At 70.4% G+C, this 15,637-nt stretch carries 11 protein-coding genes; 10 read left to right on the top strand and 1 reads right to left on the bottom strand.

Annotated elements, in window-relative coordinates; genetic code table 11:
• The first annotated feature begins 234 nt into the window (after positions 1-234).
• From ACIQGQ_RS28570 to ACIQGQ_RS28540, 7 genes are all read left to right on the top strand, one after another.
• Positions 235-2,394: a RecQ family ATP-dependent DNA helicase gene (locus ACIQGQ_RS28570; RefSeq protein WP_402400772.1), complete on the top strand. Its 2,160-nt coding sequence runs from the start codon at positions 235-237 to the stop codon at positions 2,392-2,394.
• 200 nt (positions 2,395-2,594) lie between these two features.
• Complete coding sequence (locus ACIQGQ_RS28565; protein ID WP_402400769.1) at positions 2,595-3,893, top strand: DUF4192 domain-containing protein; 1,299 nt, start codon at positions 2,595-2,597, stop codon at positions 3,891-3,893.
• 103 nt (positions 3,894-3,996) lie between these two features.
• Entirely contained in the window at positions 3,997-4,761 is a 765-nt protein-coding gene (locus ACIQGQ_RS28560; protein WP_402400766.1) for an NUDIX domain-containing protein, read from the top strand.
• Positions 4,762-4,872: 111 nt separating this feature from the next.
• Complete coding sequence (locus tag ACIQGQ_RS28555) at positions 4,873-6,735, top strand: ATP-binding cassette domain-containing protein (protein WP_402400763.1); 1,863 nt, start codon at positions 4,873-4,875, stop codon at positions 6,733-6,735.
• A gap of 146 nt (positions 6,736-6,881) precedes the next feature.
• Entirely contained in the window at positions 6,882-7,748 is an 867-nt protein-coding gene (locus ACIQGQ_RS28550; protein ID WP_402400936.1) for a FadR/GntR family transcriptional regulator, read from the top strand.
• Positions 7,749-8,070: 322 nt separating this feature from the next.
• Positions 8,071-9,618, top strand: coding sequence for an RNA polymerase sigma factor (locus ACIQGQ_RS28545; protein ID WP_402400760.1), 1,548 nt, complete (start codon positions 8,071-8,073; stop codon positions 9,616-9,618).
• Between the two features lie 134 nt (positions 9,619-9,752).
• The gene (locus ACIQGQ_RS28540; RefSeq protein ID WP_402400757.1) at positions 9,753-10,583 is read left to right on the top strand and encodes a S1 family peptidase; all 831 of its coding nucleotides are present in this window, start codon (positions 9,753-9,755) and stop codon (positions 10,581-10,583) included.
• Between the two features lie 102 nt (positions 10,584-10,685).
• Here the strand turns inward: ACIQGQ_RS28540 and ACIQGQ_RS28535 are convergent, their stop codons facing one another.
• Entirely contained in the window at positions 10,686-10,919 is a 234-nt protein-coding gene (locus ACIQGQ_RS28535) for a hypothetical protein (protein WP_366296780.1), read from the bottom strand.
• A gap of 436 nt (positions 10,920-11,355) precedes the next feature.
• Between ACIQGQ_RS28535 and ACIQGQ_RS28530 the strand changes: the two genes are divergently transcribed.
• The 3 genes from ACIQGQ_RS28530 (at position 11,356) to ACIQGQ_RS28520 (ending at position 15,568) form a co-directional block, all read left to right on the top strand.
• Entirely contained in the window at positions 11,356-13,476 is a 2,121-nt protein-coding gene (locus ACIQGQ_RS28530) for a type IIA DNA topoisomerase subunit B (protein WP_402400753.1), read from the top strand.
• A gap of 242 nt (positions 13,477-13,718) precedes the next feature.
• Positions 13,719-14,882 (top strand): sensor histidine kinase, encoded by a 1,164-nt coding sequence (locus ACIQGQ_RS28525; protein WP_402400750.1) that lies wholly within the window; start codon positions 13,719-13,721, stop codon positions 14,880-14,882.
• Positions 14,879-15,568 carry a response regulator gene (locus ACIQGQ_RS28520; protein ID WP_402400747.1) on the top strand — a complete coding sequence of 230 codons (690 nt, stop codon included), beginning with the start codon at positions 14,879-14,881 and terminating at the stop codon, positions 15,566-15,568. Before ACIQGQ_RS28525 ends, ACIQGQ_RS28520 begins: the two co-directional genes overlap by 4 nt.
• Positions 15,569-15,637 lie beyond the last annotated feature (69 nt).

Here is a 15,637-nt window from a genome sequence, read left to right as displayed (position 1 = left end):
ACCGGCGGGCGGCAACGAGCAATTGGCGCGGCTGACGGGAATGCGTCGGAATGACTCCGATATCCCTGCCCACGTCAGGCCCGGCCGATGCCTCCCGTCCCGTCCGAACACCGGGGACCAGCGGAAACATCCCGTCCGCCCCGGCCGGTCGGGGCACCTCTGCCGTCCCGGGGACCGTACCGGGGGTACGGGGCGGATTCGCCGATTGTCCGAGCCATCGGGTTGCATGGAGGCATGGACAACCTGGAGCTCCGAGCCGAAGCCGATGCCATCCTCGCCGAACTCGTCGGCGACCCGGGAGGTTCGGCGCGGCTGCGGGAAGACCAGTGGCAGGCGGTGTCGGCCCTGGTACAGGAGCGCCGCCGGGCGCTGGTCGTGCAGCGCACGGGCTGGGGCAAGTCGGCGGTGTACTTCGTCGCCACCGCGCTGCTGCGGCGGCGCGGATCCGGGCCCACGGTGATCGTGTCGCCGCTGCTGGCGCTGATGCGCAACCAGGTCGAGTCCGCGGCCCGCGCCGGTATCCGGGCGCACACCATCAACTCCGCCAATCCGGAGGAGTGGGAGGCCATCTACGAGGAGGTCGAGCGCGGCGGGACCGATGTCCTGCTCGTGAGCCCGGAGCGGCTCAACTCCGTGGACTTCCGGGACCAGGTGCTGCCCAGACTCGCGGCCACCACCGGCCTCCTGGTGGTGGACGAGGCGCACTGCATCTCCGACTGGGGACACGACTTCCGGCCGGACTACCGCCGTCTGCGGGCGATGCTCGCCGAGCTCGCCCCCGGCGTCCCGGTCCTGGCCACCACCGCGACCGCGAACGAGCGGGTCACCGCGGACGTGGCCGAGCAGCTGGGCACGGGCGCGGGCGAGGCCCTGGTGCTGAGAGGCCCGCTCGACCGGGAGAGCCTGCGGCTGGGCGTCGTCCGGCTGCCGGACGCCCCGCACCGGCTGGCCTGGCTCGCCGAGCACCTGGACGAGCTGCCGGGGTCCGGGATCATCTACGCCCTCACCGTCGCCGCGGCGGAGGAGGCCACCGCGTTCCTGCGGCAGCGCGGCTTCGCCGTCGCCTCGTACACCGGGAGGACGGAGAACGCCGACCGGCTCCAGGCCGAGACGGACCTGCAGGAGAACCGGGTCAAGGCACTGGTCGCGACATCGGCCCTGGGCATGGGCTTCGACAAGCCCGACCTGGGTTTCGTGGTCCACCTCGGCTCGCCGTCCTCGCCGATCGCCTACTACCAGCAGGTGGGGCGTGCCGGACGCGGGGTGGCGCACGCCGATGTGCTATTGCTGCCGGGCAAGGAGGACGAGGCGATCTGGCGCTACTTCGCCGATACAGCTTTTCCGCCCGAGGCGCAGGTCCGGCAGACCCTCTCGGCACTGGCCGGGGCGGGACGACCGCTCTCCGTGCCGGCCCTGGAGGCCATGGTGGACCTTCGGCGCACCCGTCTGGAGTCGATGCTGAAGGTGCTGGACGTCGACGGTGCGGTCAAGCGCGTCAAGGGCGGCTGGACGGCCACCGGCGCCGAGTGGGTCTACGACGCCGAGCGCTACGCGTGGGTGGCGCGGCAACGGGCGGCCGAACAGCAGGCCATGCGCGACTACGCGAGCACGGCCGGGTGCCGGATGGAGTACCTGCGCCGCCAGCTGGACGACGAAGGGGCGGCGCCGTGCGGCCGCTGCGACAACTGCGCGGGAGCCTGGGCCGACACGGCGGTGTCGTCCGAGGCGCTGACGGGGGCCACGAAGGAGCTGGACCGTCCCGGTGCGGAGATCGAGCCGCGTCGCATGTGGCCGACGGGGATGCCCGCGCTGGGCATCGAGCTCAAGGGCCGTATCCCGGCCCAGGAGCAGTGCTCCACCGGGCGCGCCCTCGGGCGGCTCTCGGACATCGGCTGGGGCAACCGGCTCCGCCCGCTCCTGGCGGAGCACGCACCGGACGGGCCGGTGCCCGACGACGTACTGCGGGCCGCGGTGGCGGTCCTCGCCGACTGGGCGCGCTCCCCGGGCGGGTGGGCGCCGGGCGTGCCGGACGCGGCCGCCCGGCCGGTCGGCGTCGTCGCCGTCCCGTCCCTGGCCCGCCCGCGACTGGTCGGTTCCCTCGCGGAGGGCATCGCCTCCGTCGGCCGCCTCCCTTTCCTCGGCACTCTGGCGTACACCGGACCCGACGGCGCGCACGCGGCACGGCGCAGCAACTCGGCCCAGCGCCTCAAGGAGCTGTCCGGTGCCTTCGCCGTGCCCGAGGAGCTGGCCGACGCCCTGGCCCGTACCCCTGGCCCCGTCCTGCTCGTGGACGACGCGACCGACTCCGGCTGGACCCTGGCCGTCGCAGCCCGGCTGCTCAGGCGCGCGGGCGCCGAGCAGGTACTGCCGCTGGTTCTCGCTGCGACGGGCTGAGACCGCTCGCGCAACGGCACCCGCGTCCCGGGCCACGGTCGGCGCCTCGCCCTCCGGCCCGGGCCTGGCGTCCGGCCGGGGCCCGTCGTCCTCCGCCATGGAACATCATGGACACGGATCCGGCGAGCACCCCCGCGACCCTGTGGACAAAGTTATCCACAGGGGTCGCGGAATTTCGCCGTACGCGGGACGGTCGTGCCATGAACCAACACCACGAATCCACCGGTCCGGACGAGGCCCAGCAGATCACCCTGCGGGGCCCCGCGGACCTCGCCGACGCCCTCCCCTACCTCATGGGATTCCACCCGAACGACAGCGTGGTCATGGTGGCTCTGCACGGCGGCCGGGGCCGCTTCGGCGGACGCCTCCGGCTCGGCATTCCCCGGTCGCCCCAGGAGTGGGAGCCCGTCGCCGAGCAGTTGGCCGAGTGCTTGATCAAGGGGAGCGAACGGCGCGGGGAGCGGCCGGACGCGATCGTCGTCTTCCTCTGCCAGGATCCCGCCGAGGGCGAGTCCGGCAACCGGGTCATGGAGCGGCTGCGGCCACTCGCCCAGCATCTGCGCAGGGCCTGTGGTGCGTTGGACGTGCCGGTGCTGGAAGCCCTCTGCATCGCCGACGGCCGTTACTGGTCCTACTGCTGTCCGGACGAGCGCTGCTGTCCGGCGGAGGGAAACCAGATGGCCATGCCCGGCACGTCGGTGATGGCGGCCGCCGCCACGTACGCGGGGATCCAAGTGCGCGGATCGCTGCGCGAGATGGAGGCGCGGCTCGCTCCGCTGAAGACCTCCGTGGTGCCGGGCCAGCAGCGGGCGCTCGACGAGGCGGGAGCCGAGCTGATGCCCAGGCTCCTCGACGAGGAGGGGCGCCGCGAAGTGGCCCGGAACACCCTGGACCTCGCCCGGCGGCTCGTCGAGCGGTTCGGTGGTGCCCCGGCCGCGACGCCCTCCGTCTCGGACCTCGGTGACGACCGGCTGATCAGCTCCGACGAGGCCGCGGCGATGATTCTCGGTCTGCAGGACCGCGAGACCCGCGACCGGGCCGCGGAATGGATGGAAGGCCCCGAGGCGCACGCGGCGTTGCGGCTCTGGCGTGCGTTGTCCCGCCGCTGTGTGGCGCCCTACGAGGAGCATGCCGCGGCACCGCTCACCCTGGCCGGCTGGGTCCTGTGGTCGACAGGTGACGAACCGGCCGCACGGGTCGCGCTGGGGCTCGCCCTGCGGCTGGATCCCGGGTACACCTTCGCCCAGCTTCTGCACGAGGCGTGCAACCAGGGCCTCGATCCGGAGACACTGCGCCGCTGCCTGCGCGGGGAGCGCGACGCCCGTACGGAGCGGGGCGGCCACCGGCCGGATCGCGGCGCACGGTTCCGCGCGGCGAGGCCGACGCCCGCGCGTCGGAAGCGGGCACCGTCCGGCCCCGCCCGCCCCGGAACGGCGGCCACCCGGCGCCGGGCCGGGCGGGCGGTCCCCGGGCGGCGTGCACCCGGTGACGAAGGATGATCCGCGAACCGTCCCGCCCCGGCTGGGCGCCACCGGTGAAGAGCTCCGTGAAGGGGACGGTGAGGGGAGTGCTTATCGTCAGGCAGACGACTATGATCACCGCATGCCGCCCTACGACCCGTCGACCTTCCCGCCCTTCGCTGTCACCGTCGACCTGGTCGTGCTCACGGTGCGCCGCCATGCGCTCTGCGCGCTCGTGGTGCGCCGTGGTGAGTCACCGTTCCAGGGCCGATGGGCGCTGCCCGGCGGATTCGTCAGAGCCGACGAGGATCTCGGTGCCGCAGCGGCGCGCGAGCTCGTCGAGGAGACCGGTCTGTGCGCCCAGGACCCGGTCGCCCCGGCGATCGGCAACGGCGCCCACCTCGAACAGCTCGCCACCTACGGCGACCCCGGCCGTGATCCGCGGATGCGGGTCGTCAGCGTGGCCCATCTCGCCCTTGCCCCCGACCTGCCCGCCCCGCGCGCGGGTGGCGACGCGCACAGCGCGCGATGGTCGCCGGTCGATGACCTGCTCGGGACGGGGGGAGGCTTCGGCCGGGACGACGAGGGTCAGGACCTGCTGGCCTTCGACCACGCGCGGATCCTCGCCGACGGGGTCGAGCGAGCCCGCTCCAAGATCGAGTACTCCTCGCTGGCCACCGCCTTCTGCCCACCCGAGTTCACGGTCGGCGAGCTCAGGAGAGTGTACGAAGCGGTGTGGGGCGTGGTTCTCGACCCGCGCAACTTCCACCGCAAGGTCACCGGAACCCCTGGCTTCCTGATGCCCACCGGCGGGACGACCACACGTCAGGGCGGTCGCCCGGCACAGCTCTTCCGGGCCGGCGCCGCCACCGTGCTCAATCCTCCGATGCTGAGGCCGGAGGTCTGACCCCGCGGAACACCGCAGTCCCGACGCTGCGCAAAAAGTCGGATATGTCGCGTTATCTTTCTGCGGTACCTGTCCTGCCGCCGAGCGGTCTCACCTACCGCGAGAGAAGCGATGCTCCAGGCCATCGGAATCACCAGCGCCCCACGCCGCGGTCTTCCGGCCGCTGTGGACGATCTCACCTTCGAGGCCCGGCCGGGCCGCGTCACCGCACTGCTCGGTGCCCCCGGCTCGGGCAAGACCACGGCTCTCCGCCTCATGCTCGAACTCGACCCGGGGCGGGGGGCCACCTACTTCCGGGGCAGGCCGCTGCACCGGATCCCGTACCCTGCGCGCGAGGTGGGGGTGCTGCTCGGCGACGTGCCGGGCCACCCCGCCCGGACCACCCGCGGGCAGTTGCGGATGCTTGCCGCCGCTGCGGGAGTGCCCGCGGCCAGGGCGGACGAGCTGCTCGGCCTCGTGGGACTCGCCGACTCGGGGGACCGGCGCATCGGCACGCTCTCGCTCGGTATGGACCGTCGGCTCGCCTTCGCCTCGGCCTTGCTCGGCGATCCGCACGCCCTGGTCCTCGACGATCCGGCGGAGGGCCTCGACCCGCGTGAGAGCCGATGGCTGCACGGAATGCTCCGGGCCCACGCGGCCCAAGGCGGAACCGTGCTGTACACCACCGCGGACCCCAGGGAGGCTGCCCGGACCGCCGACCGGGTGATCTCCATCGGAGGCGGCCGGCTGGTCGCCGACCAGGAAGCCGACGACTTCTCCCGGACCAGGCTCCGCCCCCGGGTCGCGGTCCGGAGTCCGCACGCGGCCCGGCTCGCGGCGGCCGTCAGCCGTGAGGCCCGAGCCGCCCGGCGTTCGATCGAGGTGGTGGCCGAGGACGGTGGGCGCCTCGCCGTGTACGGATCCAGTTGCGCGGAGATCGGCGACATCGCGTTCCGGCACGGACTCCCGGTGCACCGGCTGGCCGACGAGGTGGGCGACGCTGGCTCCAAGGAGTCCGGTGACGGAGCGGCTCCGCCTGCCCCGGACAGGGCGCCTCCGCCGGATCCGGCCGCTCCGGGAGGTTCCGCGGGCCCCGCTGGAGCAGCCGGTGGTGCAACCCCACGCGGTGTGCGACCGATCGCACGGCCGATGGCGCCGGTACGGTCGGCCGTGCACCGCAGGCCCGACGCAGGCCCCCTGCACCCGCTCCGCTACGAACTGCACCGCCTGCTCGGTGTCAGGACCACGGCCCTGATCGCAGGCGCCAGTCTGGTCGTCTCCGTCGTGCTCTCGCTGCTTCTCGCCCGCTCCGGCCACACTCCGCTTCCGAAGGCCCTGACGGCCTGGCCGTCGCTGCTGCCCCTTCCGCCCGCCGCGGTCGGGGCCGGAGTGCTCGGTGCCCTCTCTTACGGCGACGAGTTCCGCTATCCCGCGCTGGCCGCGGGGCGCGGCGCCGTCCAGCGCCGCCCGGGGCTGCTGCTGGCGAAGCTGGCGGTGACCGCAGGCGTCGCCGCGGCCCTGGCTCTGGCGGCCGCGCTGCTCTCCGGTGAAGCCGTTCGCCTCGTGTACGGCCCCGAGTGGATGCATCTTCCGCCCGACTTGGCCGTGTCGGCCGGTAGTTGGGTGGCCATGACCGTCGGTTGCGCCTGGGCGGGGCTGCTGGCCGCAGGGATCTTCCGGGTGGCAACGGCCGGTGTGGCAGCGGTACTTGCCGTACCGGTACTGGTCGTTCCGCTCGTCCGGCGGATGCTGATGGCGCCGGGTTCCCGTCCGGTCTCCGGCCTTCCGGCCGGGCTGCGCGAACTGATCTGGCCACGCTGGCCCTACGAGACGGACCGGTGGGTGGCGGGCGCCCTCGGGGCCGTGGCGCACCCGGTGGGAGTGGCGCTGGCGTTGTCGCTGTCGGTCCTGGCCCTCGCCTATCTGTTCACCGGCCTTCAAAACAGGGCCCGTTGGCGGTCCCGACGGATCGCCAATCCCGGCTCCGCCTCGTAACCATCCATAATCGCGCCCGATTTATGGCGGTAAAGCGTCAATTGGGTGGATGGCGGCGATCACCCTTTCGTGTGCTTTTCACCAAAGACCTTAAGGGCTGCGTGAGCTACGCCGACAAAGGATGCGTGAGTACCCTTGCGCACACCATGATGACCGCCGCCCGCTCCGCCGATTCCGGCCTCGCCGGCCCGGGTGAACTCGACCGCTACCCGTACGCGGAGGCGCCGGCCGGCGAGCGTCCCGCCGCCCGCACCTGGGACGGCCCCGAGGCCGATCTCGGCCGAGTGGGCCGACGGGGCTCGGCCAGCCGGGGCCGCGGCCTCCACGGGCAACTCGTCCAGCAGCTGGGACAGATGATCGTTTCGGGGGATCTGGGTGCCGACCGGCCCCTCGTGCCGGAGGAGATCGGTCAGCGTTTCGAGGTCTCCCGCACCGTCGTACGTGAATCGCTGCGTGTCCTTGAGGCCAAGGGGCTGGTCAGCGCCCGGCCGAACGTGGGCACCCGGGTCCGACCCGTGAGCGACTGGAACCTGCTGGACCCCGACATCATCGAATGGCGCGCCTTCGGCCCTCAGCGTGAGGACCAGCGGCGCGAGCTCGGCGAGCTCCGGTGGACGATCGAGCCCCTGGCCGCCCGCCTCGCCGCGGAGCACGGCTGTGAGGACATCCGTCAGCGCCTCGGCGACATGGTGGAGATCATGGGGCACGCGATCACGCAGGGCGACATGATCACCTGCTCCCGGGCCGACGCGGAGTTCCATGCCCTGCTCATCCAGGCCGCGGGCAATCGCATGCTGGAGCACCTTTCCGGCATCGTCGCCGCGGCGCTCCAGGTGTCCGGCGGTCCGGTCACGGGCTGTGACCGGCCTGGTGAGGCGTCCCTCGGTCACCACGCCCGGATCGTCGAGGCCCTCACGTCCGGTGATGCCGTGGGCGCCGAAACGGCCATGCGTCAACTGCTTGTCGTCCATCCCGAGGTGGAGCGTGTGGTGCCCGCGCCCCGCGAGCACTGAAAATCGCACGGCCGGGGCGTGCGGGCCGCGTGTCGCCGGGCCGCCGCGGTCCGGCGACACAGTCGCGGAGTTTCGCCCGCTTGGTCGGGTTCGTCGCAAATGGGGTGTGACTCGGGCCACGTGGATTGGGCGTAACACTCCTCGAAGCAGTGCGATGACTTAAGAGGTGACCGCCACGGAAGGAATACAGCAGCCTTTGAGCGCGCTGTGCAGTTCTGAGGCCAAACCCGCGCCGCCGGTACATTCCCAGCCCGGCGGTCGTCGGCTCAAGCCCTTTTAGGGCCGGGCCGGAAGCCGTTTCCATCGTTCCGAGAGGTTGTTCGTGTCGGCCAGCACATCCCGTACGCTCCCGCCGGAGATCGCCGAGTCCGAGTCTGTGATGGCGCTCATCGAGCGGGGAAAGGCTGATGGGCAGATCGCCGGCGATGACGTGCGTCGGGCCTTCGAGGCTGACCAGATTCCGCCAACCCAGTGGAAGAATGTTCTGCGCAGCCTCAATCAGATCCTCGAGGAAGAGGGTGTGACGCTGATGGTCAGTGCCGCGGAGCCGTCCAAACGTGCCCGTAAGAGCGTCGCAGCGAAGAGCCCGGTCAAGCGCACCGCCACCAAGACCGTCGCGGCCAAGACCACCGTGACCAGGACTGTCGCGGCCACTGCCGCTCCGTCGGCAGAGACCGTGAACGTGGTGGCGGAGGAAGCCGCCACGGCCGGCCCTGCGAAGAAGGCGGCAGCCAAGAAGACGGCTGCCAAGAAGACCGCCGTCAAGAAGACGGCGGCCAAGAAGACAGCAACGAAGAAGTCCGGAAAGCAGGACGACGAGCTCCTCGACGGCGACGAGGCGATCGAGGAAGTAAAGGTCGGCAAGGGCGAGGAAGAGGAGGGCGAGGGCGAGGCCAAGGGCTTTGTCCTCTCCGACGACGACGAGGACGACGCGCCGGCCCAGCAGGTCGCCGTCGCCGGTGCCACCGCCGACCCTGTCAAGGACTACCTCAAGCAGATCGGCAAGGTTCCCCTCCTCAACGCCGAGCAGGAGGTCGAGCTCGCCAAGCGCATCGAGGCGGGTCTGTTCGCCGAGGACAAGCTGGCGAACAGCGACAAGCTCGCCCCGAAGCTCAAGCGTGAGCTGGAGATCATCGCCGAGGACGGCCGCCGCGCCAAGAACCACCTGTTGGAGGCCAACCTCCGCCTCGTGGTCTCGCTGGCCAAGCGCTACACCGGCCGCGGCATGCTCTTCCTGGACCTCATCCAGGAGGGCAACCTGGGTCTGATCCGCGCGGTCGAGAAGTTCGACTACACCAAGGGCTACAAGTTCTCCACGTACGCCACCTGGTGGATCCGTCAGGCGATCACCCGCGCGATGGCCGACCAGGCCCGCACCATCCGTATCCCGGTGCACATGGTCGAGGTCATCAACAAGCTCGCCCGTGTGCAGCGCCAGATGCTCCAGGACCTGGGTCGCGAGCCCACGCCGGAGGAGCTGGCCAAGGAGCTCGACATGACCCCTGAGAAGGTCATCGAGGTCCAGAAGTACGGCCGTGAGCCGATCTCCCTCCACACCCCGCTGGGTGAGGACGGGGACAGCGAGTTCGGTGACCTGATCGAGGACTCCGAGGCGGTCGTTCCGGCCGACGCGGTCAGCTTCACGCTTCTCCAGGAGCAGCTGCACTCGGTGCTCGACACGCTCTCTGAGCGCGAGGCGGGCGTGGTCTCGATGCGCTTCGGTCTCACCGACGGTCAGCCGAAGACGCTGGACGAGATCGGCAAGGTCTACGGGGTGACGCGTGAGCGCATCCGCCAGATCGAGTCGAAGACCATGTCGAAGCTGCGGCACCCGTCACGTTCGCAGGTGCTGCGCGACTACCTCGACTAGGTCGCCGCAGTACATGGACCGAGGGTCCGGGATCCCCATGGGGGAGCCGGGCCCTCGGCCTATCAGCACGTGCGGTCGACGACGGGTGGGACGACTCTGGGTGGGAAAGGTTCACCAGAGAGTCAGGAGTGCGCATGTCCCGTACTGTCTTCCGTGCCCTGCCCGGGGTGTTCGCCCTGGCCGCCGCCACGGCCTTGATACCTCTTGGATCGCCCGCGAGGGCCGCCGAGGACGGCATAGTCGTCGGCGGCCAGCCGGCTCATGTCAAGGACAGCCCCTGGATGGTGGCGCTGTCCAGCCGCAGCCGCTTCGGCAACGCGCGTGCCGGTCAGTTCTGCGGGGCGGTCGTGGTGGCGCCGAAGAAGGTGCTGACCGCCGCGCACTGCCTCAGCAGGGAGGCACTCGGCGTCGATGTCGGCAGCGTGCGCGACCTGCGGATCATCTCGGGCCGGGACACTCTGCTCGGCACCGGCGGCCAGGAGATCGCGGTACGGGAGACGTGGACGAACCCCGGCTTCGACCCTGCCACGAACACGGGCGACCTGGCCGTGCTCACTCTCGCCGACGCCCTTCCCGCGAAAAGCGTGATTCCGATGGCCGAATCCGGTGATCCGGCGTACACGCCGGGTACTGACGCGGTGGTCTACGGATGGGGTGACACGACGGGGAACGGCGACTACGCGTCGTCACTGCGCTCGGCGAAGGTGAACGTGCTGTCGGACGCCACATGCGCGCAGGCCTACCCGGGTGGCAGGAACGGCACGTACGACGCCTCTTCGATGCTGTGTGCGGGCGAACCGCTGGGCGGGTACGACGCCTGCCAGGGCGACAGCGGCGGCCCGCTGGTGGCCCATGGGCGGCTCATCGGGCTGGTCTCCTGGGGGAACGGCTGTGCGCGGGCGGGATACCCCGGCGTCTACACCCGGATCTCCGCCGCTATCGGCTGGATGCCGAAAACCGGCTGAACGGCATCTTCGTACGGACGCGAGAACGGGCGGCACCCCATGGGGGGTGCCGCCCGTCGGCCGGTCCGGGACCTGGCCCGCGCTCGTCGTGGATGCGAGGTGTCAGTGCCGTTCCTCTTCGGCGGCCTGGGCCTGTACGGCCGTGAGCCGGTCCGTCTCATCCTGTATTTCCGCGGCGATCTTCTTGAGTTCCGGCTCGAACTTCCGCCCGTGATGGGCGCAGAAGAGCAGTTCACCACCGCTGATCAGGACGACGCGCAGATATGCCTGGGCGCCGCAACGGTCACAGCGGTCTGCTGCGGTCAGCGGGCTCGCGGGGGTCAGAACAGTAGTCACGTCGCCTCTTCTCTAGCTCGACGAGCTGTCGTACCAGGGTCAACATCCAACCAGGCCGAAAACGTTCCCGCTCGTGGCTTTTCTTCGAAACTTCTTCTCTGGATGGCTGTCTGTTGCCGGTTGGCGGCGAATGTGCCGTATTGCGTAGCGCTACGGATTTCGCGTTGCTTGTCTTGGTGGTGCCCTCCCGGCTGGCTTGCCGGTTCGTTCATGAGGACGTGCCCGGAGCCTAAATGGTTCATGCCTGGAAGGGAACGTGATGTTCGCGTCACTCCCACAAGGCATCGAACGTGTATGCGAGGCTGGACTAGTGTGAGGGGTGACGAAGGGTGGCGTGACAACCGCTCTACCAGGCCTCGGTACCCTCTCAGCGGCGACCGAAGCCGAGCCCGTTACCCACTGGGCCTCATTTGAAATTCAGCGAGGAGCGAACCGCGTGACCGCCGATACGTCCGTGCCGTCCACTGCGCTGCTGACCGGAGCAGACCAAGACGGCTCCAACTACACCGCGCGGCATCTGCTCGTACTCGAGGGGCTCGAAGCGGTTCGCAAACGCCCCGGGATGTACATCGGGTCGACCGACAGCCGTGGCCTCATGCACTGTCTCTGGGAGATCATCGACAATTCCGTCGACGAGGCCCTGGGCGGTTACTGCGATCGGATCGAGGTCATCCTCCACGACGACAACTCCGTGGAGGTCCGGGACAACGGGCGGGGCATTCCGGTCGACGTCGAGCCCAAGACGGGCCTGTCCGGCGTCGAGGTCGTGATGACCAAGCTGCACGCGGGCGGAAAGTTCGGGGGCGGCTCGTACGCCGCGTCGGGCGGTCTGCACGGTGTCGGCGCCTCGGTCGTCAACGCGCTCTCCGCCCGGCTCGACGTCGAGGTCGACCGCAACAGCGCTACGCACTCGATCAGCTTCCGGCGCGGTGTCCCGGGCATCTTCACCGAATCGGGGCCGGACAGCCCGTTCGATCCGGCCAACGGCCTGCTCAAGGGCAAGCGGGTGCCGAAGACGCGCACCGGAACCCGGGTGCGCTACTGGGCGGACCGGCAGATCTTCCTCAAGGACGCCAAGCTCAGCCTGGAGACGCTTTACCAGCGGGCCCGGCAGACGGCCTTCCTCGTTCCCGGGCTCACCATCGTCGTCCGCGACGAACGCGGGCTGGACGGTGAGGAGCGGACCGAGGAGACCTTCCGGTTCGACGGCGGGATCAGCGAGTTCTGCGAGTACCTGGCCCAGGACAAGGCGGTCTGCGACGTCCTGCGCCTGAGCGGTCAGGGCACGTTCAAGGAGACCGTGCCGGTGCTCGACGAGCGCGGCCACATGACGGCGACCGAGGTCACCCGCGAGCTCGCCGTCGATGTCGCACTGCGCTGGGGCACCGGGTACGACACCAACGTCAAGTCCTTCGTCAACATCATCGCCACCCCCAAGGGTGGTACGCACGTGACCGGATTCGAGCGCTCCGTGACCAAGACGGTCAACGAGGTGCTGCGCTCCGCCAAGCTGCTCCGCGTTGCCGAGGACGACATCGTCAAGGACGACGCGCTGGAGGGGCTGACCGCGGTGGTCACCGTGCGCCTGGCCGAGCCGCAGTTCGAGGGCCAGACGAAGGAGGTGCTCGGCACTTCGGCGGCCAACCGCATCGTCGCCAATGTCGTGTCGAAGGAGCTCAAGGCTTTCCTGACCTCGACCAAACGGGATGCGAAGGCCCAGGCCAGGGCGGTCCTGGACAAGGCGGTCGCGGCCGCGCGGACCCGCATCGCGGCCCGTCAGCACAAGGACGCGCAGCGTCGCAAGACGGCGCTGGAGTCCTCCTCGCTGCCGGCCAAGCTCGCCGACTGCCGCAGCGACGACGTGGACCGCAGCGAGCTCTTCATCGTCGAGGGGGACTCCGCGCTCGGCACGGCGAAGCTCGCCCGGAACAGCGAGTTCCAGGCGCTGCTGCCGATCCGGGGCAAGATCCTCAATGTCCAGAAGGCCTCCGTCTCGGACATGCTGAAGAACGCCGAGTGCGGTGCGATCATCCAGGTCATAGGAGCAGGGTCGGGCCGGACCTTCGACATCGACGCCGCCCGGTACGGGAAGATCGTCCTGCTGGTGGACGCCGACGTCGACGGCGCGCACATCCGGGTCCTGCTGCTGACGCTGTTCCAGCGGTACATGCGGCCCATGGTCGAGGCGGGACGGGTCTTCGCCGCGGTGCCCCCGCTGCACCGGATCGAGCTGGTCCAGCCGAAGAAGGGCCAGGACAAGTACATCTACACGTACTCGGACAACGAGCTGCGCCAGCGGCTGCTGGAGCTCCAGCGGAAGAACATCCGGTACAAGGACTCGGTCCAGCGCTACAAGGGTCTGGGCGAGATGGACGCCGACCAGCTGGCGGAGACCACGATGGACCCGCGCCACCGCACCCTGCGGAGGATCAACATCGGTGATCTGGACGCGGCCGAGCAGGTCTTCGATCTGCTCATGGGCAACGAAGTGGCCCCCCGCAAGGAGTTCATCACCAGCTCCGCCGCGACGCTGGACCGCTCGCGCATCGACGTCTGAGCCGGACGGAGGCTACGTCTTCGCGGTTCGAGGCTGTCTCCACCCGCGGGTGGAGACAGCCTCTCCACCCGCGATCAACCCCTGGGCCGATGACCTGGGCCCGGCCGATTCCGTAGCGTCGAAGGCGTCCACCTTCCCGCACCTCGGAGGCCGCCATGTCAGGGTTCGTCGGCGCGACCGCTGCGCCACACGCCGGTTCGCCGGGCGGGGCGATGTCCGGGCCGGGGCGGGAAATAGCGCGTGTGACGCCTGCGGCCTGGACCGACTGGCCGACCCGGGAAGCCCTGTCGGGGGCGAGCTACGCGCTGCCCCGCAGGGTGATCACCTGGTCGGTGCGGGGGGCGCTGGCAGCCGTCATGCTGTGGGGCACCTTCGGCGGTGGGCGGTTCGGGCCCTGGGCGGTGGTGCTCGGGTTGCTGGGTGTGACGGGGTGTGGCTTCGTCGGGTGGGCGTTCTTCCGCACCAGCCTCGAACACCGGCTGTGGCCTTCTCTCGGCCTGCTGGCCCTGTTGATGCTGGCGGCCTTCGGCGCGCAACGGGCGGGGGCGGACACGCCCGCGCTGATCCTCTGGTGCGGCTGCGCGGTCACCGCGCTGGAGCGGCTGCCGCTCACGGCGGGCCTTCCGGCGCTGGTCGTGGCGCTCGGCGGGTATGCCCTCATGAGTACCGACGGCTGGCTCGCCATATTCATGTCCGCAGCGGGTCTCTCGCTGGGGGGCTATGTGCTCCGGCTCGATGCGGAGGCCCGGGGGAACGCACAGAGACTCCTCGTGCAGGAACGCGCGGCCCGTGAGGCGGAGGCCGGGAGAGCCGCGCTGGACGAGCGGTCCAGGATCGCGCGCGAGATCCACGATGTGCTCGCCCACAGCCTCTCCGCCCAGCTGGTGCATCTGGAGGCGGCGCGGCTGCTGATCGAACGGGAGCCCGCGGGGGAGTTCCGGGACCAGGTGCTGGACCGGGTCGTGGCCGCCCGTTCCATGGCCCGCGAGGGCCTCGCGGAGACCCGGCAGGCCCTTTCCGCGCTCCGGGGGGAGGTCTCTCCCGTGGAGGACTTCCTGCGGCAACTGCTGGCCGCCGAGCCGGCGGGGGTGAGGGTGGAGGGCGAGAAGCGGAGACTGGCGCCCGAGGTCTCGCAGACGGTCCGGCGAGTGGCGCAGGAAGCCATGACCAATGTGCGCAAACACGCGCCGGGGGCCGACGTGCGTATACGGCTGGAGTACCTGCCGGACGAAGTCGTGCTGGAGGTCAGGGATTCGGGTGGAAGAAAGCCTGAGGGTGAGCTGTCGGCCAGCGGCTCCGGATACGGTCTGCTGGGGATGAGGGAGCGGGCCGAGCTGATGGGCGGGGCGCTGGAGGCCGGTCCGGGTGAGGAGGGGTTCGTGGTGTCTCTGCGGGTGCCCGCGTGAACGCGCGGGTCGTTGTCGCCGACGACCAGTCGGTGGTGCGCGAAGGAATCGTGATGCTGCTGGGGCTGTTGCCCGGGATCGAGGTGGTGGGGGCGGCGAAGGACGGGGAGGAGGCCGTGTCACTCGTGGCGGAGCTGTCACCGGACGTCGTGCTGATGGATCTGAGAATGCCCCGGTGCGACGGTGCGGAGGCCACGCGGCGGATCCGCAGGGACTATCCGGGCACCCAGGTGGTGGTGCTCACGACGTTCGAGGACGACGATTCGCTCTTCCCCGCGTTGCGGGCCGGGGCCCGGGGGTACTTGACCAAGGACGCCGGAGGCGAGGAGATCGTACGGGCCGTTCAGGCAGTGCTGTCGGGCGACGTCGGCCTCTCGCCCAGTGTGCAGCGGCGTCTGCTGGAGCGCGTGACCGAGACCCCGCCACCGTCCCCGCCGTCACCTCCGCCGGTGTCCGAGGGGTATCTGCCCGACGGTCTGACGCCGCGCGAGCTGGAGGTGCTGGTGCTGATCGCGGAGGGCCTGTCCAACCCGGAGATCGCCCGCCGGCTGTGCATCTCGCAGGCCACGGTGAAGAGCCACATCAACAATCTCTTCGCCAAGACCGGGGTGCGCGACCGGGCGAAGGCGGTTCGTTACGCGTACGTTCGGGGGCTCGCACAGCCGCCCGGGTCGGATATCACCTGAAGTGGTGAAGTCCGGCAAATGGCTCGTCCGCGTCCTTCCCGATCCGCACATTCTTGAGTACACGGCCGA

The organism is Streptomyces sp. NPDC092952 (assembly GCF_044754785.1).
Lineage (GTDB): Bacteria > Actinomycetota > Actinomycetes > Streptomycetales > Streptomycetaceae > Streptomyces.
Note: the sequence above shows the minus strand (reverse complement) of the source record. Positions and strands in the feature narration are given on the sequence as shown.